The following is a 26,643-nucleotide window of genomic DNA, read 5'->3' as shown; positions in this document are numbered from 1 at the left end:
GCCTGTCGGACGTCGCGATCCGGGACAGGCAAGAGGGAGGGTTGAACGCGTGATGCCGACCTCCGATCTCGATCGTGTGACGATGATCGTCCTGCGCTATATGCGCCGGCCGCTGTTCGCGCTGCTGTTCGTGTATTCGGTGGGCATCATGGGCATGGCCCTGATGCCGGGCCAGGTCGTCGATGGTGAGACGACGTACATGAATCTGTTCCATGCCTTTTATTTCTTCACCTACACGGCGACCACGACCGGTTTCGGCGAACTGCCGAACGGCTTCAGTGACGAGCAGCGCCTGTGGACGATCTTCTGCCTCTATACCGGCGTTATCGCGTGGTTCTATGCAATCGGATCCCTGATTCGCCTGGTTCAGAATCCCCATTTCAACCAGGCCATGGAGGGGTTCCGGTTCGCCCGCAAGGTCAAACACAACGTGGAACCCTTCGTCATCCTCTGTGGTTTCGGCGATACCGGTAGTCTGCTTGCCCGGGGCCTGAGCGACCACCGGATGCGCGCGGTTATACTCGACTCCGACCCGGAGCGTATCAAGGCACTGGGCGTACGCGATTACGCCGTCGCCATGCCGGGACTCTGCGCGGACGCCAGCGCGCCGAAACACCTCCTGGCTGCGGGTGTAGAACATCCCGCCTGCCGGGCCCTGGTCGCGCTGACCAACGATAACGACGCCAATCTCAAGATCGCGGTGATGGCACGGCACCTGAATCCGCGGCTCCGGGTCATCTGTCGTGCGACCTCGGCGCGCCACGAGGCCAATCTGCGGGCGCTGGACAATGTATCGGTCGTCGACCCGTTCGAGATCTTCGCCCAGCTCGTCTACTGGGCGATCGCCCGCCCCGCACTGCACAACCTCAATGCGTGGTTCGTGGGCACACGTGGCGTCGAACTCGGGGTTCCGGTACAGGTGCCGCGGGGCAACTGGATCCTGTGCGGGTACGGACGGATGGGGCATTGGCTCCATCGCTACCTCGAGGCCCATGGCGTCGGCGTGCGTATCATCGATCCGGAAGCGGACGCCAAAGGGGCCGGAGACGATACGGTCATGGTCCAGGCGTACGCCGATCATTCGGCCCTGGTGACCGCGGGGATTGACGACGCGGCGGGGATCGTTGCCGCGACGAATCGCGATGCCGACAATCTCAGTACGCTGCTGTCGGTGACGGAGCTCAATCCGGAGACGTTCTGCATCGTGCGCCAGAACAGTCATGAGAATCAGGTCGCGTTCGATGCCGCGCGGGCCGACCTGGTCCTTCAGCACAGCCTGACAACGGCGCGGCGGATCCTGAAGCTGCTGATCTCGCCCCTCGTTCAGGAGCTGATCGACTGGCTCGCGGAACGCGAACCGGCCCTGACGAAAGAGCTGGTGGCCCGCCTGCAGGTGGCCGTGGGCGCGGAACCCCCGCACCTGTGGTCGCTCAGGCTGATCACGGGCGAAGCGCCGGCGGTGACCGACTATCTGGACCATGGTGGAGCGATCACGCTCGGTGCGCTGTGCCGCGATGCGCGCTCGTTCCCGGAAGGGCTCCCGTGCGAGGCGCTCGCGATCCGCCGGGCGGGTCATTCGATCATGTTGCCGGATAAGGATCGTCCGCTTGAGGTCGGCGACGAGGTCCTCTTGTGCGGTGTCCATTCGGCGGAGCCGATGCTGCAGGCGACACTCCATAACCCCTATACGCTTCGGTATGTCGTCACCGGAGTCGATGAGCCGCGCGGGGTCGTGTTCGCCTGGCTGGAAGATAGGCTTAGGCGTCGTCGCAGCGATCGTAAGCCGAACGGCAGTACCACCTGAGGCGGTTGCTCCGAGTCGATAGTGGTCTGAGAGCGCTTCGTCGTGCCTGGCGGAGGAAGAGCGTCTACGGCATGAGCCCGGTCGATGGCCAGGGCGTTGTCGAGCCCCACCACTTCGGCATCTAGCTCGCCCTCTGGCAATCCGAAGGGTGTCTGCAGGCCTGTGGCGCAAGGCCCCATGTGCCAGATTTCACCATGCCCGGCGGGGGGTCCGGCACCCGTCTGGCATGCGACGTGTTGTTTTTATATTGTTGATATTAAAAGACTTTATATAAAGTTGGCGGGATGTTGGCCCGGCTTCTGCAGTGTTCAGGGTGAGCAGGAAACGACGGCGCCACGTACCATCTGGCCCGTCGAGGCGGAGGCCACCGGCCTCCATTCAGGAAAACTCACGTTCAGACCCCATAGGAGGCGCGAACATGATGTCCAAGGAATTCCTCAAGAAACTCGGTATCGTCGGCATCACCTTTGGCCTGGCCGCAAGCCCGCTGGCCTTCGCCGACTTCCACGACGAAGAGCCGCATGAGCCGGCACCCCACGAAGAGCCGGTCCCCGATGAGAGCAACGGCGGCGCCGGTGCTGACGACACCTTCGATACTACAGGCCCCGAGACCCCTGAGTACGACACTGAGTACGATGACGAGGAAGAAGAGGAAGAGGAGGAGTGGGACACCCCTGACGAGGACGACGAGGAATCCACCTGGTAATCGTTCCGACTCCCCTCCGAGGAAGCCGCTTCCTCGCAGCCGCCCCCGGCCCTGGCCGGGGGCGGCGTCGTTGGTGGGATGCCCCGGGCCTGCTCCAGGGTGTTACTTCACCTTGGGGGCGAGCTCGCCGCTTTCGTAGCGGGCGACCATGGCCTCGAGGCTGATCGGCCGGATCTTCGAGGCGTTGCCGGCGGTGCCGAAGGCCTCGTAGCGGGCGATGCAGACGTCGCGCATGGCGGAGACGGTCTCCTTGAGGAACTTGCGCGGGTCGAACTCGCTGGGGTTCTCGGCCAGGAAGCGGCGCACCGCCCCGGTGGAGGCCAGGCGAAGGTCGGTGTCGATGTTGACCTTGCGCACGCCGTGGCGGATGCCCTCGACGATCTCCTCGACCGGTACACCGTAGGTCTCGGGGATCTCGCCGCCGTAGCGGTTGATCACCTCGAGCCACTCCTGGGGCACCGAGGAGGAGCCGTGCATTACCAGGTGGGTGTCGGGGATGCGGGCGTGGATCTCCTTGATGCGCTGGATGGAGAGGGTGTCGCCGGTGGGCGGCTGGGTGAACTTGTAGGCGCCGTGGCTGGTGCCGATGGCGATGGCGAGGGCATCGACCTGGGTGGCCTTGACGAAGTCGGCGGCTTCCTCCGGGTCGGTGAGCAGCTGCTCCATGTCCAGCTTGCCCTCGGCGCCGATGCCGTCTTCCTCGCCGGCCATGCCGGTCTCCAGGCTGCCCAGGCAGCCCAGCTCGCCCTCCACGGAGACGCCACAGGCGTGGGCCATCTCCACGGTGCGCCGGGTGACGTCGACGTTGTAGTCGTAGTCCATCGGGGTCTTGCCGTCATCGCCCAGCGAGCCATCCATCATCACCGAGGAGAAGCCGAGCTGGATGGAGCGCTGGCAGACCGCGGGGCTGGTGCCGTGGTCCTGGTGCATGCACACCGGGATGTGCGGGAACTCCTCCACCGCGGCCAGGATCAGGTGGCGCAGGAAGGGGGCGCCGGCGTACTTGCGGGCGCCGGCGGAGGCCTGGACGATCACCGGTGAGTCGGTGCGGTCGGCGGCTTCCATGATGGCGCGCATCTGTTCGAGGTTGTTGACGTTGTAGGCTGGAACGCCGTAGCCGTACTCGGCGGCGTGGTCCAGCATCTGGCGCATGCTGATCAGTGCCATGGTGTCACCTTTTGCGGGGTCGCGGCGCCTGCAGGCACCGCGAGTCGGTCATAGGGGGCGATCGGTTAGAGTCGGTGGCGGGAGTCTATCAGGCCCGCTCGGCGGCTGCCTCGAGGGCGGCCACCGCCGGCAGGGTCTTGCCCTCGACGTACTCGAGGAAGGCGCCGCCGCCGGTAGAGATGTAGGAGACCCGGTCCGCGATGGCGTACTTGTCGATGGCGGCCAGGGTGTCGCCGCCGCCGGCGATGGAGAAGGCCGGGCTCTCGGCGATGGCGCGGGCGATCACCTCGGTGCCCTTGCCGAACTGGTCGATCTCGAACACACCCACCGGGCCGTTCCACAGGATGGTGCCGGCGTCCTTGAGCATGGCGGCCAGCCGCGCGGCGGTCTCGGGGCCGATGTCGAGGATCATCTCGTCGTCGTTCACTTGATCTACCGGCTTGATGATGGCCTCGGCGGCATCGGAGAACTCGGTGGCTACCACCACGTCGGTGGGCAGCGGAATCTCGACCTTCGCCATCAGCGCCCGGGCCTGGCCGATCAGGTCGGCCTCATGCAGCGACTTGCCGACGTTGTGGCCCGCCGCGGCGATAAAGGTGTTGGCGATGCCGCCGCCGACGATCAGCTGGTCGCAGCGCTCGGAGAGGGCGTTGAGCACGTCGAGCTTGGTGGAGACCTTGGAGCCGCCGACGATGGCCGTCATGGGGCGCGCCGGGGTGGCCAGTGCCTTCTCCAGGGCGTCGAGCTCGGCGGCCAGCAGGGGGCCGGCGCAGGCCAGCGGTGCGAAGCGGGCCACCCCGTGGGTGGAGGCCTGGGCGCGGTGGGCGGTGCCGAAGGCGTCCATCACGTAGATGTCGCACAGTGCGGCATACTGCTGGGAGAGGGTCTCGTCGTCCTGCTTCTCGCCGGTGTTGAAGCGCACGTTCTCGAGCAGCACCACCTCGCCGTCGGCCAGGTCCAGAGCGGCGTCCAGGTAGTCGCTGATCAGGGTAACCGGGCGTCCCAGCAGCTCGCCCAGGTGTTCGGCCACCGGCGCCAGGGAGAACTCCTCGGCGGGCTCGCCCTCGGTGGGGCGCCCCAGGTGGCTCATCAGCATCACCCGGGCGCCGGCGTCGCGAGCGGCCTGGATGGTGGGCAGCGCGGCGCGCAGGCGGGCGTCGCTGCTCACCTTGCCGTGCTTGACGGGCACGTTCAGGTCCTCGCGGATCAGCACGCGCTGGCCGCTGAGATCGAGGTCGGTCATCTTGCGCACGTTCATCGGGGCGTGGTCCTCATCTGGAAACCGGAAGGGGGTCAGGGGGTCTCGAGGGGCATGGCGGCCAGGCGCCGGCTGACGTCGAGCATGCGGTTGGCGAAGCCCCACTCGTTGTCGAACCAGCACAGCAGCTTGATCAGGCGGCCGCCGGCCACTCGGGTCTGAGTGGCGTCCACGATACCGGAGCGCGGATCGTGGTTGAAGTCGACCGAGGCCATGGGCTCCTCGGTGTAACCGAGCAGCCCGGCCAGCCGCCCGCGGCTGGCCTCGGCCAGCAGGGCATTGACCTCGGCGGCGTTGGTATCGCGGCTCACCGTGATGGCGATATCCATGGCCGAGACGTTGATGGTCGGCACCCGCACGTGGAGGCACTCGAAGCGCCCGGCCAGGTGCGGCATCAGGCGGTTGATGCCCCGCGCCAGGCCGGTGTCCACCGGCACGATGGAGTGCATCGCCGAGCGGGTCAGGCGCAGGTCGGTCTGGTGGTAGGCGTCGATCACCGGCTGGTCGTTCATCGCCGAGTGGATGGTGGTGGTGACGCCGTGCTCGATGCCCAGGGCGTCGTCGAGCACGGTGAGCACCGGCACCAGGCAGTTGGTGGTACAGGAGGCCGCCGAGACGATGCGGTGGCCGGGGGCGAGCTCATGGTCGTTGATGCCGGTGACGATGGTGGCGTCGACGTCACTCTCCGCCGGCTGGGAGAAGAGCAGGCGGCCGGCACCGGCCGCCAGGTGGCGCTCGGCGGTGGCGCGATCCTTGAAGCTGCCGGAACACTCCAGCACCAGGTCGACGCCGAGTTCGCGCCAGGGCAGGCGGTCCGGGTCGGGCTCGGAGAGCACCCGGATCGATCGGCCATCGATGCGCAGCCCCTCACCGCTGCGCTCCACCTTTGCCGGGAAGCGGCCGTGGGTGGTGTCGTAGCGGGTCAGATAGTCGATGGTGGCGAGGTCGGAGAGCTCGTTGATCGCGACGATTTCGAAGGCTGGTTCAAGCGCTGGCTCGCGGGCGGAGCCGCCGGCCTGCTCGCCCCTCTGCTGTTCGGCTTTCTGCTGCTCGGCGCTTTGTTGCTCAGCTCTTTGCTGCTCGATCAGGGCGCGAAGCACGCACTGGCCGATGCGGCCGTAACCGTTGATGGCGATGCGGTGGGCCATGGCGGTGGCAGGGGCTCCAGGTCGCGGGATGTAACGAAGAAAATGAAAGCCGGGATTCTAGCGCACTTCAGCCGACGAGTCCCGGCAGCCGCCAGGCCAGCGGCAGCAGCAGTGCGGTCAGGATGCCGGTCAGGCTCATGCCCAGGGAGGCGAAGGCGCCGGCGGTGGGGCCGATCTCGAAGGCGCGCACCGTGCCCAGGGCGTGGCCGTTGATGCCCAGCGCCAGGCCGAGGATGCGTTCGTCACGGATGCCCAGCCAGTGTGCCAGCAGGGTGACGAAGCCGATCGCCGCCACCCCGGTCAGCAGCAGGCCGCCCATCATCAGTGCCACCGAGCCGCCGAGCTGTTCGGTGATGCCGATGGCGATGGGCGCGGTGACCGACTTGGGCGCCAGCGAGGCGAGCACTTCCGGCGAGGCGCCCAGCAGCCAGGCGATGCCCACCGCATAGAGCGTCGCCATGGCGGTGGCGATGGGCAGGCAGATGAGCAGCGGGCGCCAGAGGGCGCGGATATGGCCCATCTGCTGGTAGAGGGGCAGCCCCAGCGCCACGGTGGCGGGCCCCAGCAGCAGCATCAGCCAGCCGGCGCCTTCCCGATAGTCGGCGTAGTCGATGCCCAGCACCGCCAGCACCCCGGCCAGCAGCAGGGCGGCCACCAGGATCGGCGGGCACCAGCCGGGGGCGCCCACCAGACGGAACAGCCGGTCGCCGGCGAAGTAGGCGGCCAGGGTCAGGGCGATGGCCAGCAGCGGAGTGGCCAGCAGGTGGTCGAGCAGCTCACTCATGGTCGAGGCGCTCCTGGCCCATCAGTCGGCGCATCAGCCACAGGGTGGTGACGACGCTGAGCAGGGTGCCGCCCACCAGGGCGGCGATAATCGCCAGCCACTGGCCGGTCAGGGTGTCGAGGATGAAGAACACCCCCACCACACCGGGCATGATCAGCATCGCCAGCACGCCGATCAGCGGCCGGGCGGCGGCGGCGATATCGGCATTCACCGTGCCGCGCAGCATCAGCCAGGCGGTGAGCAGCAGCATGCCGACCACCCCGGCGGAGACCGGCAGGTCGGCGAGGGTGGCCAGCGCGTCGCCGAGCAGCAGGAAGCCCAGCAGCCAGAGGAAACCGCGTAGAACGGGCATCCATGATCCTCATGTTTCTCGACGGGGGAGGCGGCTATGTTAGCACGCTACCCGTGTGCCGGCTGCGATCGGCCGGCGTTTCGCCGAGAGGGCGTCGCACCGTGCCTCGTACCGAAGGTGGCAGCGGTCAGCAGATAGAGTGGTCGCTAACCGCGGGGTCCTTGTCCTCTGCTGGCGACAGGTTGCAAGGCCCGGTCGCCGCTGGGTACGGTCTTCCGCTACGCTGGGAATTGCGACGTCAACCCGACCAAGGAGAGGAACGACATGACCGATATCGCCAACTGGCTCGGCGGCGAGGCCGAGGCCCTGCTGACCCATCAGTGCCGGGGCATCCCCCGCGAGAGCCTGCACCTGCCGGGGCCCGACTTCGTCGGCCGGGTGGTCGCCGACAGCGACCGCAGCCCGGTGGTGATGCGCAACCTCCAGGCGCTGTTCGACCACGGCCGTCTGGGCGGCACGGGCTATCTCAGCCTGCTGCCGGTGGACCAGGGCATCGAGCACTCCGCCGGGGCCTCCTTCGCGCCCAACCCCGCCTACTTCGACCCGGCCAACATCGTCGAGCTGGCTATCGAGGGCGGCTGCAATGGCGTGGCCTCGACGCTGGGCGTGCTGGCCTCGGTGGCGCGCCGCTACGCCCACCGCATCCCGATGATGCTCAAGCTCAACCATAACGAGACCCTGAGCCATCCGGCGATCTACGACCAGACCCTGTTTGCCCAGGTGGACCAGGCCTTCGACATGGGCTGCGTGGCGGTGGGCGCGACCATCTACTTTGGCTCCCACGAGAGCCGCCGCCAGATCATGGAGATCAGCGAGGCCTTCGCCCGCGCCCATGAGCTGGGCATGGTCACGGTGCTGTGGGCCTACCTGCGCAACCCAGCCTTCAAGCACGAGGGCACCGACTACCATGTGGCGGCGGACCTCACCGGCCAGGCCAACCACCTGGCGGCCACCCTCAAGGCGGATATCGTCAAGCAGAAGCTTCCCGAGACCAACGGCGGCTACCGGGCCGTCGGTTTCGGCCACACCCACGACAGGGTCTACGATGCGCTGACCACGGACCACCCCATCGACCTGGCGCGCTATCAGGTGGCCAACTGCTACATGGGGCGCGCCGGGCTGATCAACTCCGGTGGCGGTTCCAAGGGGGCCTCCGATCTGGCCGAGGCGGTGCGCACTGCGGTGATCAACAAGCGTGCCGGCGGCATGGGGCTGATCTCGGGTCGCAAGGCCTTCCAGAAGCCGATGGACGAGGGCGTGGCCCTGCTGCACGCCATCCAGGACGTCTATCTCGACCCCGAGGTCACCATCGCCTGAGAGTGCCGGCGCCGGTTCCCATGGGCATCAACCTGAGCATAAAAAAGGGCACGGCCAGTCGGCCGCGCCCTTCTTGATGGCGGTTTCCGCGGCGCTCAGCCCTCGAGCAACGCCTTGGCCTCCTTCACCACGTTGGCCACGGTGAAGCCGAAGTGCTTGAACAGATCACCGGCCGGCGCGGACTCGCCGTAGGTGCGCATGCCGATGATGCGCCCCTCGAGGCCCACGTACTTGTGCCAGTAGTCACGGTGGGCGGCCTCGATGGCGATACGCTTGGTCACCGCGCGGGGCAGCACGCTCTCGCGGTACTCCACCTCCTGGCCGTTGAAGCGGTAGGTGGAGGGCATGGAGACCACCCGCACGGCACGGCCCTGACCTTCGAGCTCGGCGGCGGTATCCATGGCCAGGCCGACCTCGGAGCCGGTGGCGATCAGAATCAGTTCCGGGGTGCCCTCACAGTCTTTCAGCACGTAGCCACCGCGCTGGATGTTGGCCAGCTGCTGCTTGGTGCGCGCCTGGTGGGGCAGATTCTGGCGGGACAGCACCAGCGCGGTGGGACCGGAGTGGCGCCTCAGGGCGGCATCCCAGGCCGCGGCGGTTTCCGCGGCGTCGCAGGGGCGCCAGGTGGCCAGGTTGGGGGTCGAACGCAGGGTGGTGAGCTGCTCGATGGGCTGGTGGGTGGGGCCGTCCTCGCCCAGGCCGATGGAGTCGTGGGTGAAGACATAGATGGCGCGCTTGCCCATCAGCGCCGCCATGCGCACGGCGTTGCGCATGTATTCCATGAAGATCAGGAAGGTGGCGCCGTAGGGGATGAGGCCGCCGTGCAGCACGATGCCGTTCATGATGGCGCCCATGCCGAACTCGCGCACGCCGTAGTGCAGGTAGTTGCCGTCTGGGGTCTCCGGGGTAATGGCGCGGGCGCCGTCCCAGAAGGTCAGGTTGGAGGGGGCCAGGTCGGCGCTGCCGCCGAGCAGCTCGGGCAGCTGCGGGCCCAGCTCGTTGAGACAGTTGAGTGAGGCCTTGCGGCTGGCGATGGTCTCACCGGCCTGCTGGGCCTTCTCGACCAGCGCCTCGCTGGTGAGCTCGACGGGCAGCTTGCACTGCATGCGGCGCAGGAACTCTCGGGCCAGCTCCGGATGGTCGGCGCGGTAGCGCTCGAAGCGCGCCTGCCACTCGCCCTGGGCGGTGCGGCCCGGCTCGCGGGCGTCCCAGCCCTGGTAGATCGGCTCGGGGATATGGAAGGGGGCGTGGGACCAGTCGAGCTGCTGACGCGCCGCAGCGACCTCCTCCTCGCCCAGCGGGGAACCGTGGCACTCCTCCTTGCCCTGCTTGTTGGGGGCGCCGAAGCCGATGATGGTCTTGCAGATGATCAGGCTCGGCTTGTCGTCATGGCTCCTGGCCAGCTCGATGGCGGCCTGGATCTCCTCGGGCTTGTGGCCGTCGACGTTGGGCACCACGTGCCAGCCGTAGGCCTCGAAGCGCTTGGCGGTGTCGTCGGTGAACCAGCCCTCGACCTCGCCGTCGATGGAAATGCCGTTGTCGTCGTAGAAGGTGATCAGCTTGCCCAGCTTCTGGGTGCCGGCCAGCGAGGAGACCTCATGGGAGATGCCCTCCATCAGGCAGCCGTCGCCGACGAAGCACCAGGTATGGTGGTCGACGATGGTGTGGCCCGGGCGGTTGAACTGCGCCGCCAGAGTGCGTTCGGCCAGGGCCATGCCCACGGCGTTGGCCAGGCCCTGGCCCAGCGGGCCGGTGGTGGTCTCGATGCCCGGGGCGTAGCCGTACTCGGGGTGGCCGGCGGTCTTGGCGTGGAGCTGACGAAAGTTCTGCAGCTCCTCGAGGCTCAGCTCGTAGCCGGTGAGGTGCAACAGCGAGTAGAGCAGCATGGAGCCGTGGCCGTTGGAGAGCACGAAGCGGTCGCGGTCGGCCCAGTTGGGGTCTTCCGGGTTGTGCTTGAGGTAGTCGTTCCACAGCACCTCGGCGATGTCGGCCATGCCCATGGGTGCGCCGGGATGGCCGGACTTGGCCTTCTGGACGGCATCCATGGAGAGAGCGCGAATGGCATTGGCCAGTTCGAATCGGGACGGCATTGGGTAGCTCCTTGCCTGCGGCAAAAATAAGGGGTCATGGCCACCGCCGGGGGATAGCGGGGCATGCAGTCTGGCTGGGTAAGTCACCGCGGGACACGCGCGGCGCGATGGAATTCGGTCCCATAGTGTCGCCGACTTGACGCCCGGCATCAAATCGTGGATGCCCCGCCATGCCCCAGCGTGTAGACTCTTGGCCGCTAAAGACTGCTTCACACAAGGTCGAGGACGCCATGAGCGAATACTCCCTGTTTACCTCTGAATCTGTCTCCGAGGGTCATCCCGACAAGATCGCGGACCAGATCTCCGACGCGGTGCTCGATGCCATCATCGCCCGCGACAAGCAGGCCCGGGTGGCCTGCGAGACCCTGGTCAAGACCGGCGTGGCGATCGTCGCCGGCGAGATCAGCACCTCGGCCTGGGTCGACCTCGAGGCGATCGTGCGCGAGGTGATCACCGGCATCGGCTATACCTCCTCCGACGTGGGCTTCGACGGCGAGACCTGCGGCGTGCTCAACCTGATCGGCAAGCAGAGCGTGGACATCGCTCAGGGGGTCGACCGCAGCCAGCCCGAGGACCAGGGCGCCGGGGACCAGGGGCTGATGTTCGGCTATGCCACCAGCGAGACCGAGAGCTACATGCCGGCGCCGATCCACTATGCCCACCGGCTGGTGGAGCGCCAGGCGGAACTGCGCAAGCACGGCCTGCTGCCCTGGCTGCGCCCGGACGCCAAGAGCCAGGTCACCTTCCGCTATGACGCCGAGGGCAAGCCCTGCGCGGTGGACGCTATCGTGCTCTCCACCCAGCATGATCCGGGCATCGACCAGGACGAGCTGCGCAAGATGGTCAAGCGCGAGATCATCGAGCAGGTGATCCCCGCCGAGTGGCTCACCGAGACGACCCGCTACCACATCAACCCCACCGGCAAGTTCGTCATCGGTGGGCCGGTGGGTGACTGCGGCCTGACCGGACGCAAGATCATCGTCGATACCTACGGCGGCATGGCGCGCCACGGCGGCGGTGCCTTCTCCGGCAAGGACCCCTCCAAGGTGGACCGCAGCGCCGCCTACGCCGGGCGCTACGTGGCCAAGAACCTCGTTGCCGCGGGCCTGGCCGAGAAGTGCGAGATCCAGGTCTCCTACGCCATCGGCGTGGCCGAGCCCACCTCGGTCTCGGTCAACACCTTCGGCACCGGCAAGATCGATGACGCGCGCATCATCGAGCTGGTGCACGAGCACTTCGACCTGCGGCCCCATGCCATCACCCGCATGCTCGACCTGCTGCATCCCATGTACCAGATGACCGCGGCCTATGGCCACTTCGGTCGCGAGCCCTTCGAGGCCTCCTACGCCTGGACCGATGCGCAGGGAGAGGAGCACATCGAGACCTTCACCGCCTTCCCGTGGGAGAAGACCGATCGTGCCAACGCCCTGCGTCAGGCCGCCGGCCTGTAAGCCAGCGCCTACGCCAGATGACAGGCCCCGCCGGCATCGCCGCGCGGGGCCTGTTGCTATGGTGAGACCTACTTTTTTCTCACCAAACGGGGCCGCCCATGCTCCAGCGTCTTCTTGTCGGTCTGCTGTGGCTGGCCGCTTTCCTGCCGTTATTCTCATCGCCCGCGTTTGCCGAGTCCTGCCCGGCGCCATCCTCTGCGGTCGAGATTCGCACGCTGGCCGAGCGCCTCGCCGAGTGGGATGACGCCTACTATCGGCGCGGCGAGTCCCTGGTCAGCGATGATGTCTATGACCAGGCTTGGGCGCGCCTCGCCCTGTGGCGACGTTGCCAGGGGCTGGCGCCACTCGACTCCGCTGACGCCTATCCCTCCGGTCGCCTCGCCCACCCCGTGCCTCAGGCCGGGCTCACCAAGCTGCCCGACCGGGCGGCAGTGGAGCGCTGGCTGTCACGTCGCCATGACGTCTGGGTGCAGCCCAAGGTGGATGGCGTGGCGGTGACCCTGGTGTATGAGCGTGGTGACCTGGTGCGAGCGGTCAGCCGCGGTGATGGCCGCCACGGCCAGGACTGGACCCACCATGCCCGGCGTATTTCCGCCGTGCCGCAGCGGCTGCCCGAGGCGCGGGACGCGGTGCTGCAGGGTGAGCTCTATCAGCACCGGGTCGGGCACGTGCAGGCGGCCGGAGGAGATGCCGGCGCCCGCGCCCGGGTCGCGGGGCTGATGGCCCGGGAGGCGCTGAGTGACGAGGCGGCGGCCGAGATCGGGCTCTTCGTGTGGGACTGGCCCGATGGCCCCGGAGAGATGGCCGAGCGGCTCGCGGCGCTGGCGCGGCTGGGCCTTGCCGATACCGGGGAGCGGAGCCTGCCGGTTGCCGATATCGCCGAGGTGGCGCGCTATCGTGAGGCGCTGTTTCGCGAGCCCCAGCCGTTTGCCACCGATGGCGTGGTACTGCGCCAGGCCTCGCGCCCGCCCGGGGCGGCCCGGGGCGCCGAGCCGCCAGAGTGGGCGGTGGCCTGGAAGCATCCCGCCCGGGAGGCGCTGGCCGAGGTGCGCGGTGTGGTCTTCCGGGTCGGACGCAGCGGGCGAGTGACGCCGGTCCTGCAGCTGAATCCGGTTGAGCTGGAGGGGCGCACCATTCAGCGGGTGTCGCTGGGCTCCCTCGCCCGGTGGCAAGCCCACGACATCCGTCCCGGCGATCACGTGGTGATCGCCCTGGCGGGGCTGACCATACCGCAGCTGCAGAGGGTGGCCTGGCAGGCCGAGTCTCGGATGCCACTGACGGTGCCCGACCCCGACGATTACCACGCCTTGAGCTGCCTGCGTCTGTCGCCCGGCTGCGAGGGGCAGTTCCTTGAGCGCCTGGCCTGGCTCTCGGGCCCCGAGGCCCTGAACCTCTCCGGGGTTGGGCCCGGCACCTGGCGGGCGCTCATCCGGGTAGGGAATATCAGTGGACTGCTCGACTGGATGAGCCTGGACGCGTCGGAACTGGAGGCGGCCCATGGCATCGGGCAGGTGCGTGCGGCAGATCTGCTGGCCGCCTTCGGAGATGCGCGGGCTCGGCCCTTTCCTCGCTGGCTGCAGGCCCTGGGCGCCCCGCCCGGCGTGGAGACGGCGCTGCCGGCGAACTGGGAGGAGCTGGTGGCACGCTCGTTGGATGACTGGGCGAGGGAGCCCGGGGTCGGACCGGAGCGGGCGCGGATGCTGAGAGCCTACTTCACCGATCGCGAAGTGAATCACCTGGGGGCTCGGCTGGCCAATGCCGGCGTGGAGGGGTTCATGCCCTGAGGGAGGGGCCGGTTTGGCGGCCGGTGCGAGTTGCGGCCTATAGTGAGGGTCATGCTTTCCCCTGCGAAGAGGTGATCCATGACCCAGCCTGCCGTGACCACGCCCCCCCATCAGGACTTCAGGGTGGCCGACCTTTCCCTGGCCGAGTGGGGACGCCGAGAGATCCGCATCGCCGAGACCGAGATGCCGGCGCTGATGACGATCCGTGCCAAGTACCGCGATGAGCAGCCGCTGGCGGGGGCGCGCATCGCCGGCTGTATCCACATGACCATCCAGACCGCGGTGCTGATCGAGACGCTCATCGACCTGGGCGCCAGCGTGCGCTGGTCGTCGTGCAACATCTTCTCCACCCAGGACCACGCCGCCGCGGCCATCGCCGCCGCCAGCATTCCGGTGTTCGCCTGGAAGGGCGAGACGGAGGCAGAGTTCTGGTGGTGCATCGAGCAGACGGTGGCGGGTCCCGATGGCTGGGTCCCCAACCTGGTGCTCGACGACGGCGGCGACCTCACCGCCCTGCTGCACGACAAATACCCGGAACGCCTCGATGCCACCCATGGCATCTCCGAGGAGACCACCACCGGGGTGCACCGGCTGGAGGAGATGCTGCGTGATGGCCTGCTCCGGGTGCCGGCCATCAACGTCAACGACGCCGTGACCAAGTCGAAGAACGATAACAAGTACGGCTGTCGCCACTCGCTCTCGGACGCCATCAAGCGTGCCACCGACCATCTGCTGGCCGGCAAGCAGGCGCTGGTGGTGGGCTATGGCGACGTGGGCAAGGGCTCGGCGGCCTCGCTGCGCCAGGAGGGGATGATCGTCAAGGTGGCGGAGATCGACCCGATCTGCGCCATGCAGGCCTGCATGGATGGCTTCGAGGTGGTCTCGCCCTACAGGGACGGCCTCAACCGCGGAAGCGAGAGCATCGATCGGGCGCTGCTCGGCCGGATCGACCTGGTGGTCACCGCCACCGGCAATATCGACGCCTGCGACGCCCCCATGCTGGGGGCGCTCAAGCCGGGCGCGGTGGTGTGTAACATCGGCCACTTCGACAGCGAGATCGACACCGCTCACATGCGCCGCCAGTGGCACTGGGAGGAGGTCAAGCCCCAGGTACACAAGGTCTACCGCGACAGCCAGCCGGGCGACTTCGACCCGGAGAGCCGCGACTACCTGATCCTGCTCGCCGAGGGCCGGCTGGTGAACCTGGGCAACGCCACAGGGCACCCCTCGCGGGTGATGGACGGCTCCTTCGCCAACCAGGTGCTGGCGCAGCTGCACCTCTACCAGGGGCGCTTCGCCGACCTGCCCGAGGGCGAGAAACGCCAGGCACTCGCGGTCACGGTGCTTCCGCGCCACCTGGACGAGGAGGTCGCCCGCTACATGGTGGAAGGCTTCGGCGGGGTGATCACCCGCATGACCCCGGCTCAGGTGCGCTACTCCGGCGTCACGGCGGAAGGCCCCTACAAGCCCGACAGCTACCGCTATTGAACTAGCGGCGAGAGCTTCTCGCACTCGAGATGCTTACAGCCCGGCCAGGCGCATCATCAGGCCGAGATAGAGCGGAATCAGCAGCGGCGCGGCCAGGGTGGTGACCAGCACCGTCAGCGCCCCCTTGGCCGGGGCGATGCCGAGTTCCATGGCGACCACCACCACGTTGGCGGCCATGGGCACCACCCCCAGCAGCAGGATGGCCATGGCCAGCTCCGGCGACAGCGGTGCGAGTGCCTGCAGGGCCAGCACCGCGGCCAGCGTCAGCAGCGGCCAGACCACGCAGCGCACTGCCACGCAGGCGCCGATAAAGCGGCCATCCACTTCGCTCAGCGATACCCGCCCCAGCGTCATGCCGATGATCATCATGCCCAGCAGGGTGTAGGTGGCCGGGAACACCGCCAGCCCCTCCATGGCCGCTGCCGGCACCGTGAGGCCCAGGCCGCTGACCACGAGTGCGGCCAGGAAGGCGTAGATCAGCGGCAGGCGCAGGATCTTGGCCAGGCTCTCGGCCACCGAGAACTGTCCCCGGGCGGAGAGATAGAAGCCCACGGTGAACTCGTAGAGGGTGATGCCCAGCACGCAGAACAGGTAGAGGGTCACCCCCTCCGGGGGCAGCAGCACCATGGCCACCGGGAGGCCGAAGTAGCCGGTGTTGCCGGTGCCGGCCGAGAATGCCAGCAGGGCGCTCTCCTGAGGGGCGAAGGTGCGCCGGGTCAGGCGGTGTACCACCACCGCCAGCAGGCTGGCGGTGGTGAAGGTGGCCAGGGACAGCAGCAGATAGCCCGGCGTGGGGCCGCCCAGCACCAGGCCGCGAAAGAAGGTCAGCGGTGCCACCAGGTAGATCAGCAGGGTCGCGATGGGACGCGGGTCGATCGAGAGGCGGCGGGCGGCGAGCCAGCCCAGCAGGATATAGGCGAGCAGCGTCCACAGGGGGCCCATCAGCGTGGCGGGGTCGAGTGCGGTCATGGGGCCTCCCGGTTCAACGTGAATCAGATTGATGGTGGTCTGCGTATCTTTCATTGGAGGCCCCGCTTTCGAGGGGTCACAATGGCGCCATTATGCAACGATTTCATGAGGTCATCCGATGAGCACCCAGGAACATCCGCTTGGCATCAGCTTCGAGTTCTTCCCGCCCAATACCGATGCCGGCCGGGAGAAGCTGGCCGGGGTACGCGATGCCCTGGCGGCGCGTGACCCGCGCTTCTTCTCGGTGACCTACGGCGCCGGTGGCTCCACTCAGGACCGGACACTGACCACGGTGCGGCAGGTGCGTGAGAGCGGGATCTCCACCGCGCCGCACCTCTCCTGTGTCGGCAGCGAGAAGCAGCCACTGCGCGAACTGCTGGCTCGCTACCGTGACGAGGGCATCGACAGCCTGGTGGCCCTGCGCGGTGACCTGCCCTCGGGCATGGGCGGTATCGGTGAGCTGCGCTATGCCAACGAGCTGGTGGAATTCATCCGCGAGGAGACCGGGAACCACTTCGAGATCGCCGTGGCCGCTTATCCCGAGTCCCACCCCCAGGCACCGAGCTTCGAGCGCGACGTGGAGAACTTCGCCCGCAAGATGAAGGCCGGCGCCAACCTGGCCATCACCCAGTATTTCTTCAACGCCGACGCCTACTTCCACTTCGTCGATCGGGCCCGTGCGCTGGGGGTCGAGGCACCCATCGTGCCGGGCATCATGCCGATCACCAACTACGCCAAGCTGGCGCGTTTCTCCGACGCCTGCGGTGCCGAGATCCCGCGCTGGGTCCGCAAGCAGCTCGAGGCCTACGGCGACGACAGCGAGGCCATCGCCGCCTTCGGCGAAGAGGTCATCTCGCGCCTCTGCCAGCGTCTGCTTGACGGCGGCGCGCCGGGTCTGCACTTCTACACGCTGAACCAGGCCGTGCCGAGCCTCAAGATCCTCGACAATATCGTCGGTTGAGACGGGATAGGCCCGCGTCAGCGTACCAAAGGAAAGGGGCCCCGCCATGGCGGGGCCCCTTTCGTTGGAGTTGCTGTCGTTGATGTTGTCGCTGAGTCCAGGGCTCCCGTGTCGGTGGGAGCCTCCGCTCAGCCGCTGGTGGCGGTCTGGGGCGAGCCGCCGCCGCCGTGCAGCTTGCGCTGCATCAGGAACAGGGCGCTGCCGATGGCCAGGCCGGCCACATCGGTGTAGATGCCACCGTAGATCATGAACATGGCCCCGACCAGCATCACCAGTCGCTGCCAGGCCTTGACCGGTCCGAAGAACCAGGCCTGGACGGTGCCCGCCAACAGGACGATGCCCAGGGTGGCGGTGACGCCAACCCGCAGGATCTGCATCCAGCTGCCTTCCATCAGCATGGCCGGGCTGTAGAAGAACATGAAGGGCACGATGAAGGCCGCCAGGCCGATCTTGAACGAGGCCACCGAGGTGCCCATGGCGTTGGCACCGGAGATGCCCGCCGCAGCATAGGAGGCCAAGGCCACCGGTGGCGTGATCGCCGAGACCACCGCGAAGTAGAACACGAAGAAGTGTGCCACCAGCGGTTGGATGCCGATGTTGATCAGGCCGGGGGCCACGACTGACGCGGCCACCGCATAGGCGGCGGTGGTCGGCATGCCCATGCCCAGCAGGATCGAGATACACATGGCGAAGATCAACGCCAGCAGCTGGCTGACCCCGGCCAGGCCGAGCAGCAGCGAGGAGAAGCGGGCGCCGACACCGGTCAGCGAGATGACACCGACGATCAGGCCGGCGCAGGCGCATACGGCGATGATCTGGATCGCCATGGTGCCGGCCAGCTGAAGCGCCCTGAGGATCGAGGGGATGCCCATCTTGTGGGGCGAGAACCAGCTCACCACGGCGGCGGAGGCGGTGGCCAGGGTGCCGGCTCGGATCACCGAGTAGCCCATGAACAGGGCGGCGATCAGGATGATGATCGGCGCGAACAGGTAGACCTGTTTGACCAGCTTCGAGAACAGCGGGATCTCGTCCTTGCGCATGCCGCGCATGCCCTTTCGGGCCGCTTCGAAGTCCACCATGCAGTAGACCGAGAGGAAGTAGAGGATGGCGGGAATCAGCGCCGCCACGGCGATCTCGGTGTAGGGAATGCCGGTGATCTCGGCCATGATGAAGGCGCCGGCACCCATGATCGGTGGCATGATCTGCCCGCCGGTGGAGGCAGCGGCCTCGATGGCCCCGGCGCTCTTGCTCGGATAGCCCACCTTCTTCATCAGCGGAATGGTCAGCGAGCCGGTAGAGACCACGTTGCCTGCGCTGGTGCCGTTGATCATGCCCATCAGGCCCGAGGCGAAGATGGAGACCTTGGCGGGGCCGCCCCGCGCGCGACCGGCGGCGGCGAAGGCGAAGTTGACGAAGTAGTCGCCCACCTTGGAGGCCTGCAGGAAGGCGGCGAAGATGATGAACAGGATGATGTAGGTCGAGGAGACCGCGGTGGTCGGGCCGAGGATGCCCGCATCGGTGTAGACCTGGCTGAAGAAGCGGTTGAACGACAGCCCCGGATAGCCCAGGAAGCCCGGCAGGTAGGGGCCGAAAAAGACGTAGAGCAGGAACACGGCAGAGATCACGACCAGCGCCATGCCGGCCACCCGGCGGGTCAGCTCGAGGATCAGCAGCGAACCGGCCAGCGCCGCATAGGAGATGCCGATGGGCGCGAAGGAGGTGCCGGTGGAGGCGCGCAGCGGGGTGCCGTAGATCAGGATCAGGTAGCCGGCCACGGCCAGGGCGCTGACCATCAGCACCAGGTCCGGGGGCGAGAGCTTCTGGCGCACCTGGCGGTAGCCCCAGGAGAGCATGATCGCGGCGCCGGTGGCGAAGATCAGCGGATAGCCAAAGTGCCAGGCCTCGATGGCGGGGTCGATGCGCATGGCGCCGTCGGCGATTATCTGCTGCATCCGGAAGACCTGGAAGAAGGCGTAGCCGGCGGGAATCAGCAGGGCATAGCTGACCCAGCCGAGCCAGGCCGGCGACTGCTTCACATTGCCCTCGCCGGCGAAGCGGGTGCCGGTGTAGAGGGCGAAACCGAGGATCAGCGCACCGGCGATGTGCACGATGCGAAACGACCAGGTCTCCATCGGATAGACGTTGAGGGAGATCAGGTGGAAGCTGGAGTAGGCGATGGCCAGGGCGGCGAACAGCAGCCACTGCCAGCCGACATAGAGGCGCCGGTTGGACTCGACGATCTCCTCGTCGACGCTCGCGGCGATGGTCTCGGGTGCCTGGTCGATGGCCTCCTCGGACGCCCCGGGACGGGTATCGGGAGAGTTGTTCATGGGGGGTTCACCCTCGGGTGTGAATCGGGACGGCAAGCATGCCGCCCCGCGCCGGATCGCGACGCGGGGCGGAGTTCAGGGTGTTGGCAGGCTTACAGCTTGAGATCGTCGGGGATCTCGTGGCCGTTCTCCTCGTACCAGCGCACGGCGCCCGGATGGAAGGGCAGCACGCTGTTGTGCACGATGTTCTCCGGGATGGTGGTCTCGGCGCTGCGGTGCACGTTCCGCATCTTGTCGTTGTTCTCCATGGTGAGCTTGGTCACCTCGTAGATGAAGCTCTCCGACACGTCGCAGCCGGCGATGGCGAAGTTCCACATGGAGACGGCGCGGGCGTCTTCTTCCAGGGTGTTGTAGGTGCTGGCCGGGATCTGGAACGCCGCAACCGGGAAGGCCTCGAGCACCTGGGCCTGCTCCTCCTCGGTGAACTCGATGATGTTGACGTCGGTCTGCACTTCGAGCTGGCTGACCGCCGGGATCGGGATCCCCGCGGCGAAGGCGATGACGTCGAGCAGGCCGTCCTGCAGCTGACCGCCCAGGTCGGTCCAGCCGCCGTTGCGGCGCTGGAAGTCGACGCCCAGCTCCTCGAGGATCGCCGGGAAATAGGTGTCGGAGGTGGAGGCCGCCGGGCCGAAGCCGATGCGGGCGCCATCCGGAATCTCGGAGATGCTGGTGATACCGGAGTTGGAGAGCGCGGCGATGGAGAACGGGGTCTCGTACATCGGGAAGAGCGCACAGACGTTGTCCATGGGTACACCCGGTGCCAGCGGGCTCTCGCCGCCCGCGGCTTCGGCGGCCGGGCCCATGGTGGTCAGGCCCAGGGCGATGTCGCCGGTGTGCACCAGTGCCAGGTTCTGGGTCGGGCCGCCGGTCACCTCGCCGCCGCCGGAGACATCCAGTTCGTCGGCGATCAGGTTGGCCCAGCCGGAGCCGTAGACGAAGTAGGTGCCACCCTGGCTGGCAGTGCCCACGGTGAAGTTGTCGGGCCAGTCGCTACGGTCCTGGGCGGAGGCCGAGGCGGCGACTAGCAGGGTGCCGGCGACGGTGCCGGCGAGCAGCTTGGTAGAAAGATGGCGCATGGCGTGATTCCCGTTGCAAGTTGTCGTTGGTAGTGCCTGGGCGAGAGCCTGGCAGATGCCGTGTCAGTCTGGCAGTCCTGCCGGAGTCCGCCGATTACGAGCGGGTGCTCGATTCAACGGTTGTTGTCGCAAGCGCCGGGCCATGCTCCTGAAATAGCTTTTTCTTCAGCGGGTTACCAGCTTCTTGTTCGACGAAGGTCGAGTCGCAAGAGGCGGCCTTTGGCTGGAAAACCGCACACGGGCGGGGTTACGGCGTGCGGATAACCGCACGGCGAGTCTCGCACGGTGTGCCACCCGTATTGGTTCAGGCGGGCGTCAGGGCCCCCATCAGGCGAGTGGCCTGGTGCAGGTCGTTCATCAGAGTGGAGGCCAGCCAGGGGTCGAGGCGGTGCTGGCGCAGCCGTTCGGCCAGGGCCTGCTGCCAGTGCTGGCGCACTTCGTCGATGGGCGAGGTGATATCCGCCGAGTCGGGTGCCGAGGCCAGGTGGTTGAGGCCCCGGGCCAGGGCCAGGCGGATATCGTCATGGGCCTCGCGCAGGGGGCTGGCCGGGGCGGCATGGCGCATCAGGCTGCGCTGCAGTACCTCGCCGAAGCGCACCGCCTCCACCATGCGCAGGGTGCGGGCATAGAGACTCTCGAGTCTGGCCTGCTGGGTCTCGGTGAGCGGCATGTCGAGCCGTGCATAGAAGTCGAGGACCTCTGCCATCAGCGGCTTGATCTGCTCGTGGTAGCGGGCGTTGACCATGGGCCAGGCGGTGGTGTCGATGTGCGCCTTGACCACTTCACGGGAGGGCGGGTGGCCGATGACGTCGGCGCTGGGCATCAGGATCGCCGAACATAGCAGGTGATAGGCACGCCGGTTGAGCCGCTGGCACTCCTGCTCCATGGCGGCGAGGGCGGTATCGGCGTGCTGAAGGGCGGTGGTGTTGAGGTACTTGGCCTGGGCGGGGGGGATCCGCGAGGGCTCGGGAAAAAACCGCTCCAGCCGTGCGGCGAGGCGCGGGATCAGCGGCAGCATCAGCGCGATGCCGAGCAGGTTGAACAGCGTGTGGAATAGCGCCAGCTTGAGCGGCCAGGCGTCCGCCGCCAGGCCGATCATTTCACCGAGCTCGTCCACCAGCCAGGCCAGCGGCACCAGCAGCGCCAGCGCCACCGCCGCGGTGGTCAGGTTGAACACCACGTGGGCCCCGGCCAGCCGTCGCGCTGCGGCACCGGCGCCCAGTGCCCCGAGTACCGCGGTGACGGTGGTGCCGACGTTGGCGCCGATGGCGATGGCCAGGGCCGGCAGGTAGGGCAGTTGGCCCCCCGCCAGGGCGGCCAGGGTGATCAGCAGGGTGGCGTGGCTCGACTGCATGACCACCGTGGCCACCACACCGAACAGCACGAACAGTGGCCAGTGCCAGGCGCTGTCGCCGGCCAGGCCGTCCAGGGAGAGGCCGTCCTGCCAGGCCTCGAAGCCCAGCTTCATGAAATCGATGCCCAGGAACAGCAGGCCGATGCCCAGCAGCAACCCGGCGATGGCGGCACGCCCGTCCTTGAGCACCCGGGAGCCGAGCAGCCCCAGGGCCAGGAAGGGCATGGCGAACTGAGCGAGATCGAAGCGCAGGCCGAAGCCGGCGATCAGCCAGGCGCCGGTGGTGGTGCCCAGGTTGGCCCCGAACAGCAGGGCGATGGCACCGGGCAGGGCCACCAGCCCCGCGCCGACGAAGGAGAGCGAGAGCAGGGTGACCAGGGAGCTGGATTGCACCAGCGCCGTGGCGGCGGCGCCCACCCCGATGGCGCGGATCGGATGGCGGGTGGCGGTATGCAACCAGCGGTCCAGGGTGCCACCCGAGAGACGCTTGATGGCGTCACTCAGGTGGGTCATGCCCCACAGGAAGAGTCCCAGCCCGGCAGCCAGGGTGGCCAGATCAAGACGCGCCAGCAGCAGCGCCGCGGCCGCGGCGAGGCCCAGCGCCTCGAGCTGATGGCGCCGCGACAGCAGCGCCTGCGCCACTCCCTGGCGGGTCATTTCAACGTGCCTTGGGGTCGAGGATCTTCACCGGCTGGAAATCCTGGTGGCTCTGCTCCTCGCGGGCCTGGTTGACACGTGTGCTCAGCTCCGGCGCGGTCTCGTCCTCGATGGGCAGCTGCTCGAAAAAATCGCAGCTGACGCACTCGCGGTAGCGAATGCTGTGCTGCTCCCAGCTGCGGATGCGGTCCATCTCGGCGCAGCGTGGACAGATGGCGCCGGCGATAAAGCGTTTCTGGACTGGCATAAGGGATTCCTGTTGTTACCGGCACTGAAAGGCGGGGAGCCCGGCGCGGATGCGGTGTCCGTCCACATCGGCACAGGGTGGGCAGATGGCGCAGGCGATAAAGCGTTTCTGGACGGCCATGATGGCTCCTGTCGGGCCCCGGCGGCAGGCCGGAGCGGAGTGAGCGGGTCAGTCGGCATGGATGCCGCTGTGGCGCAGAAGCGGCTCGACGCTGGGCTCGCGGCCACGGAAGGCGCGGAACAGCTCGGCGGCATCCCGGGCGCCGCCCGGTTCGAGGATCTCGGTGCGAAAGCGATGCCCGGTTTCGGGGTCGAAGATGCCCGCTTCCTCGAAGGCGCTCCAGGCGTCGGCGGAGAGCACCTCGGCCCATTTGTAGCTGTAGTAGCCCGCCGCATAGCCGCCGGCGAAGATATGGCCGAAGCCGTTCTGGAAGCGGTTGAAGGAGGCCCTGGGCACCACCGAGATGGCATCGCGCACGCCATCGAGCAGCGCCTGGATCTCCGCCGCCGTGGCCGTCTTGATCTCGTGGTGCAGGCGCAGGTCGAAGATCGAGAACTCCAGCTGGCGCACCATGCCCATGGCGGACTCGAAGTTCTTGGCTGCCTGCAGCTTCTCGAGCAGCTCGCCGGGCAGCGGCTCGCCGCTGTCGACGTGACCGGCGATCAGGTCGAGCCCTTCGCGCTCCCAGCAGTAGTTTTCCATGAACTGGCTGGGCAGTTCCACGGCGTCCCAGGCCACCCCGTTGATGCCGGAGATGTCGGCGACCGTTTGCCGGGTCAGCATATGGTGCAGGCCGTGGCCGAACTCGTGGAACAGGGTGGTGACCTCGTCGTGGGTCAGCAGTGCCGGATGCTCGCCCACCGGGCGGGTGAAGTTGCAGGTCAGATAGGCCACCGGCAGCTGGAGCTCATCGCCCTCCAGGCGGCGCACCCGGCACTCGTCCATCCAGGCGCCGCCGCGCTTGCCCTCGCGGGCGTAGAGGTCCAGGTAGAAGCCGGCGATGGGCGTGCCATGCTCGAGGATGCGGAAGAAACGCACGTCCTTGTGGTAACGCGGGGCCTCGACGTCCTCCGCGAAGGTGACGCCGAACAGGCGCTCCACCACCTGGAAGAGGCCGTCTACCACCCGGGGGGCGGGAAAGTAGGGACGCAGCTGTTCCTGGGAGATGGCGTGGCGCGCCTCGCGCAGCTTCTCGCTGGCGAAGCCCACGTCCCAGGGAGCGAGCTCGGCCATGCCTAGCTCGTCCCGGGCGTAGGCCTCGAGCTCGGCGAACTCCTCCCGGGCCTGGGGCAAGGCGCGTGCGGCGAGGTCCTCGAGGAACTCCAGCGCCTGGGCGGGGGATTCGGCCATCTTGGTGGCGAACGACAGGTCGGCGTAGTTGGCGAAGCCCAGTAGCTCGGCCAGCTCCCGGCGCAGGGCCAGGGTCTCCTCCATGATCGGGGCGTTGTCGTACTGCCCGGCATGGGGGCCCTGGTCGGAGGCGCGGGTGACGAAGGCGGTGTAGACCTCGCGGCGCAGCTCGCGGTCCGCGGCATAGGTCATCACCGGAAAGAAACTCGGGAAGTCCAGGGTAATGCGGTACCCCGATTGGCCTTTGGTCTCGGCATTGGCACGCAGGGCGGCCAGTGCGCTCTCCGGCAGGCCGGCCAGGCGGGTCTCGTCGGCCAGGTCCAGATGCCATGCCTGGGTGGCGTCGAGCAGCTGGTTGGAGAAGCTGTTGCCGAGCTCCGAGAGTCGCGACTTGATCTCCCCGTAGCGCTGCTTCTTCTCCGCAGGCAGGTCGACCCCGGCCAGGCGGAAGTCGCGCAGGGTGTTGTCTACCGTGCGCCGCTGGCCCTCGTCCAGCGTGGTCCAGGCGGGGTCCTCCTTCAGGGCCTCCCAGGCGCGGAACAGCCCCTCGTGCTGCCCCAGCCAGGTGCTGTACTCGGAGAGCTTGCCCAGGCAGGCCTGGTAGGCCTCGCGGAGCTCGGGGCTGTTCATGGTGCCGTTGAGGTGGGAGACCGGCGACCAGGCCCTGGCCAGGCGGTCGTTGAGGGACTCCAGCGGCGCGGCCAGGCTCTCCCAGCTGGGCCCCTCGTTCTCGGCGCGCGCCACCAGCGCCTCGATGGCGGTGCGGTTCTCTGTCAGCAGCTCCTCGATGGCCGGCACCACGTGCTCGGGACGGATCGCGTCGAAGGGGGGCAGCAGATGGGGTTCGAGTAGCGGGTTGCGGGACATGCGCACCTCAGGGGTCGGAAAAGGGTAATGATGGTTAGATGCGGGCGACGGGCCCGGGTTTCAATGTACGGTGTTTGGCCGGCGGGAAAGGTCCTGCTAGGCTTGCCGCCTTTTGCGATGGCCTGGCAGGAGGCTGACGATGAACGAGACCCTGGAGCGGTGGAGCACGCGGCGTGCCTTCATCCTGGCGGTGACCGGTGCCGCCGTGGGGCTGGGCAACATCTGGCGCTTTCCCTACATCACCGGTGAGAACGGCGGCGCCGCCTTCCTGCTGCTCTATATCGGCTTCGTCCTGCTGCTCGGCCTGCCGGTGATGATGGCCGAGATCCTGGTCGGCCGCGCCGGCCGTCGCAGCCCGGTGCAGTCGCTGGGCCACCTGGCCACCCAGGCGGGCGCCAGCCGTCACTGGCGGCTGTTGGGGCTGTTCGGCGCTTTCACCGTGTTCTGCATCCTCTCCTTCTACTCGGTCGTCTCCGGCTGGTCCATCGAATTTCTGGTCGCCTCCATCAACGGCGACTTCGTGGGTGCCACCCCCGCCGAGGTCGGTGCCGGCTTCGACGCCTTCCTGGCCGATCCGGGCCGGATGACCTTCAACCACACCCTATTCCTGATCATGACCATGCTGGTGGTGGCCGCCGGGGTGGCCAAGGGGCTGGAACGCCTCAACAACCTGCTGATGCCGCTGCTCTACCTGCTGCTGTTGCTGCTGGCCGGCTACGCCGCCACCACCGAGGGCTTCGGCCCCGCGCTGGCCTGGCTGTTCATGCCCGACGTCTCGGCGGTGACTCCGCTGGTGGTGATGCACGCCATGGGCCACGCCTTCTTCACCCTGGCGGTGGGGGCCTGTGCGCTGATGGCCTACGGCGCCTACATGCCGGACCACCAGAGCCTGCCGCGGGCCGCTGCTGCCGTGGCGGTGCTCGACGTCATGGTGGCGCTGCTGGCCGGTATCGCCATCTTCTCGGTGGTGTTCGCCCAGGGCATGGACCCGGGCGAGGGGCCGGGGCTGATGTTCGTCACCCTGCCCATTGCCTTCGCCCAGCTGCCCTGGGGGGCGCTGTGGCTCAGCGTCTTCTTCCTGCTGCTGCTGCTGGCCACCTGGACCTCGTCGATCAACCTGGCCGAGCCCATGGTCGCTACTCTGCAGGGCGTGGGGCTCAAACGCGGCCATGCGGCCGCCCTCGTGGGAGCGGCCGTGTGGCTGGTGGGCCTGCTCACGGTGCTCTCCTTCTCGACCCTGGCCGAGTGGCGCCCGCTGTTCGGCATGAATGCCTTCGAGCTGGTCAGCACCATACCCCCGGAAATCTTCCTGCCTATGGGAGGCCTGCTGATCGCCATCTTCGCCGCCTGGGTGATGCCCGAGGCGGCGGCGCGCGGGGCGCTGGGCGTCGGCCCCGCCGGCTTCGCCCTGTGGCGCGGCCTGGTACGCTGGGTCGCCATTCCGCTGACGCTGGTAGTATTGGTGGCCGGCCTGGTCTGAACC

At 67.8% G+C, this 26,643-nt stretch carries 20 protein-coding genes; 8 read left to right on the top strand and 12 right to left on the bottom strand.

Going from position 1 to position 26,643, the window contains the following annotated elements; translation table 11 throughout:
- The first annotated feature begins 52 nt into the window (after nt 1-52).
- Together ACM26W_RS18090 and ACM26W_RS18085 are read left to right on the top strand one after the other, a co-directional pair.
- Nucleotides 53-1,804: a potassium channel family protein gene (locus ACM26W_RS18090; protein ID WP_416140921.1), complete on the top strand. Its 1,752-nt coding sequence runs from the start codon at nt 53-55 to the stop codon at nt 1,802-1,804.
- A 418-nt stretch (nt 1,805-2,222) separates the two neighbouring features.
- Entirely contained in the window at nt 2,223-2,510 is a 288-nt protein-coding gene (locus ACM26W_RS18085) for a hypothetical protein (RefSeq protein WP_416138344.1), read from the top strand.
- A 102-nt stretch (nt 2,511-2,612) separates the two neighbouring features.
- On the opposite strand, the gene fba is transcribed toward ACM26W_RS18085, so the two are convergent.
- From fba to ACM26W_RS18060, 5 genes are all read right to left on the bottom strand, one after another.
- Nucleotides 2,613-3,677, bottom strand: coding sequence for a class II fructose-bisphosphate aldolase (fba, locus tag ACM26W_RS18080; protein WP_416138343.1), 1,065 nt, complete (start codon nt 3,675-3,677; stop codon nt 2,613-2,615).
- Nucleotides 3,678-3,765: 88 nt separating this feature from the next.
- The gene (locus tag ACM26W_RS18075) at nt 3,766-4,935 is read right to left on the bottom strand and encodes a phosphoglycerate kinase (RefSeq protein ID WP_416138342.1); all 1,170 of its coding nucleotides are present in this window, start codon (nt 4,933-4,935) and stop codon (nt 3,766-3,768) included.
- 35 nt (nt 4,936-4,970) lie between these two features.
- Nucleotides 4,971-6,083, bottom strand: coding sequence for a type I glyceraldehyde-3-phosphate dehydrogenase (locus ACM26W_RS18070; RefSeq protein WP_416138341.1), 1,113 nt, complete (start codon nt 6,081-6,083; stop codon nt 4,971-4,973).
- Nucleotides 6,084-6,150: 67 nt separating this feature from the next.
- Nucleotides 6,151-6,867: an LrgB family protein gene (locus ACM26W_RS18065; RefSeq protein WP_416138340.1), complete on the bottom strand. Its 717-nt coding sequence runs from the start codon at nt 6,865-6,867 to the stop codon at nt 6,151-6,153.
- Nucleotides 6,860-7,219 carry a CidA/LrgA family protein gene (locus tag ACM26W_RS18060; RefSeq protein WP_416138339.1) on the bottom strand — a complete coding sequence of 120 codons (360 nt, stop codon included), beginning with the start codon at nt 7,217-7,219 and terminating at the stop codon, nt 6,860-6,862. The genes ACM26W_RS18065 and ACM26W_RS18060 overlap by 8 nt, the downstream gene beginning before the upstream one ends.
- Nucleotides 7,220-7,483: 264 nt before the next feature.
- Between ACM26W_RS18060 and ACM26W_RS18055 the strand changes: the two genes are divergently transcribed.
- Complete coding sequence (locus ACM26W_RS18055) at nt 7,484-8,536, top strand: class I fructose-bisphosphate aldolase (protein WP_416138338.1); 1,053 nt, start codon at nt 7,484-7,486, stop codon at nt 8,534-8,536.
- A 95-nt stretch (nt 8,537-8,631) separates the two neighbouring features.
- Here the strand turns inward: ACM26W_RS18055 and tkt are convergent, their stop codons facing one another.
- Nucleotides 8,632-10,626, bottom strand: a complete 1,995-nt coding sequence (gene tkt, locus ACM26W_RS18050) for a transketolase (RefSeq protein WP_416138337.1) — start codon at nt 10,624-10,626, stop codon at nt 8,632-8,634.
- Between the two features lie 230 nt (nt 10,627-10,856).
- On the opposite strand from tkt, the gene metK reads away from it, so the two are divergent.
- The 3 genes from metK to ahcY all read left to right on the top strand — a co-directional run bounded on the left by metK (nt 10,857) and on the right by ahcY (nt 15,349).
- Nucleotides 10,857-12,077: a methionine adenosyltransferase gene (gene metK / locus ACM26W_RS18045; protein ID WP_416138336.1), complete on the top strand. Its 1,221-nt coding sequence runs from the start codon at nt 10,857-10,859 to the stop codon at nt 12,075-12,077.
- A 98-nt stretch (nt 12,078-12,175) separates the two neighbouring features.
- Nucleotides 12,176-13,861 carry an NAD-dependent DNA ligase LigB gene (gene ligB / locus ACM26W_RS18040; protein WP_416138335.1) on the top strand — a complete coding sequence of 562 codons (1,686 nt, stop codon included), beginning with the start codon at nt 12,176-12,178 and terminating at the stop codon, nt 13,859-13,861.
- Nucleotides 13,862-13,939: 78 nt separating this feature from the next.
- Nucleotides 13,940-15,349 carry an adenosylhomocysteinase gene (ahcY, locus tag ACM26W_RS18035; protein ID WP_416138334.1) on the top strand — a complete coding sequence of 470 codons (1,410 nt, stop codon included), beginning with the start codon at nt 13,940-13,942 and terminating at the stop codon, nt 15,347-15,349.
- Between the two features lie 33 nt (nt 15,350-15,382).
- Here the strand turns inward: ahcY and ACM26W_RS18030 are convergent, their stop codons facing one another.
- On the bottom strand, nt 15,383-16,318 hold the full coding sequence (locus ACM26W_RS18030; RefSeq protein ID WP_416138333.1) for an AEC family transporter: 936 nt from the start codon (nt 16,316-16,318) through the stop codon (nt 15,383-15,385).
- A 118-nt stretch (nt 16,319-16,436) separates the two neighbouring features.
- On the opposite strand from ACM26W_RS18030, the gene metF reads away from it, so the two are divergent.
- On the top strand, nt 16,437-17,279 hold the full coding sequence (gene metF / locus ACM26W_RS18025) for a methylenetetrahydrofolate reductase [NAD(P)H] (RefSeq protein ID WP_416138332.1): 843 nt from the start codon (nt 16,437-16,439) through the stop codon (nt 17,277-17,279).
- 128 nt (nt 17,280-17,407) lie between these two features.
- Here metF and ACM26W_RS18020 read toward each other — a convergent pair whose 3' ends face one another.
- The 5 genes from ACM26W_RS18020 to prlC all read right to left on the bottom strand — a co-directional run bounded on the left by ACM26W_RS18020 (nt 17,408) and on the right by prlC (nt 25,160).
- Entirely contained in the window at nt 17,408-19,609 is a 2,202-nt protein-coding gene (locus ACM26W_RS18020; protein WP_416138331.1) for a TRAP transporter permease, read from the bottom strand.
- Between the two features lie 92 nt (nt 19,610-19,701).
- On the bottom strand, nt 19,702-20,685 hold the full coding sequence (locus ACM26W_RS18015; RefSeq protein WP_416138330.1) for a TAXI family TRAP transporter solute-binding subunit: 984 nt from the start codon (nt 20,683-20,685) through the stop codon (nt 19,702-19,704).
- Between the two features lie 304 nt (nt 20,686-20,989).
- Nucleotides 20,990-22,696: a Na/Pi cotransporter family protein gene (locus tag ACM26W_RS18010; RefSeq protein ID WP_416138329.1), complete on the bottom strand. Its 1,707-nt coding sequence runs from the start codon at nt 22,694-22,696 to the stop codon at nt 20,990-20,992.
- Nucleotide 22,697: 1 nt separating this feature from the next.
- A complete protein-coding gene (locus ACM26W_RS18005; protein ID WP_416138328.1) occupies nt 22,698-22,943 on the bottom strand; it encodes a YheV family putative zinc ribbon protein in 246 nt (81 codons plus the stop codon).
- A 168-nt stretch (nt 22,944-23,111) separates the two neighbouring features.
- Entirely contained in the window at nt 23,112-25,160 is a 2,049-nt protein-coding gene (gene prlC, locus ACM26W_RS18000; RefSeq protein ID WP_416138327.1) for an oligopeptidase A, read from the bottom strand.
- A gap of 139 nt (nt 25,161-25,299) precedes the next feature.
- Between prlC and ACM26W_RS17995 the strand changes: the two genes are divergently transcribed.
- Nucleotides 25,300-26,640 (top strand): sodium-dependent transporter, encoded by a 1,341-nt coding sequence (locus tag ACM26W_RS17995; protein WP_416138326.1) that lies wholly within the window; start codon nt 25,300-25,302, stop codon nt 26,638-26,640.
- The last annotated feature ends 3 nt before the right edge of the window (nt 26,641-26,643 follow it).

This window comes from Halomonas sp. HK25, from assembly GCF_047795635.1.
Taxonomy (GTDB): domain Bacteria; phylum Pseudomonadota; class Gammaproteobacteria; order Pseudomonadales; family Halomonadaceae; genus Halomonas.
The sequence above is the reverse complement of the archived record's forward strand: the minus strand, read 5'-3'. Positions and strand labels throughout refer to the sequence as shown.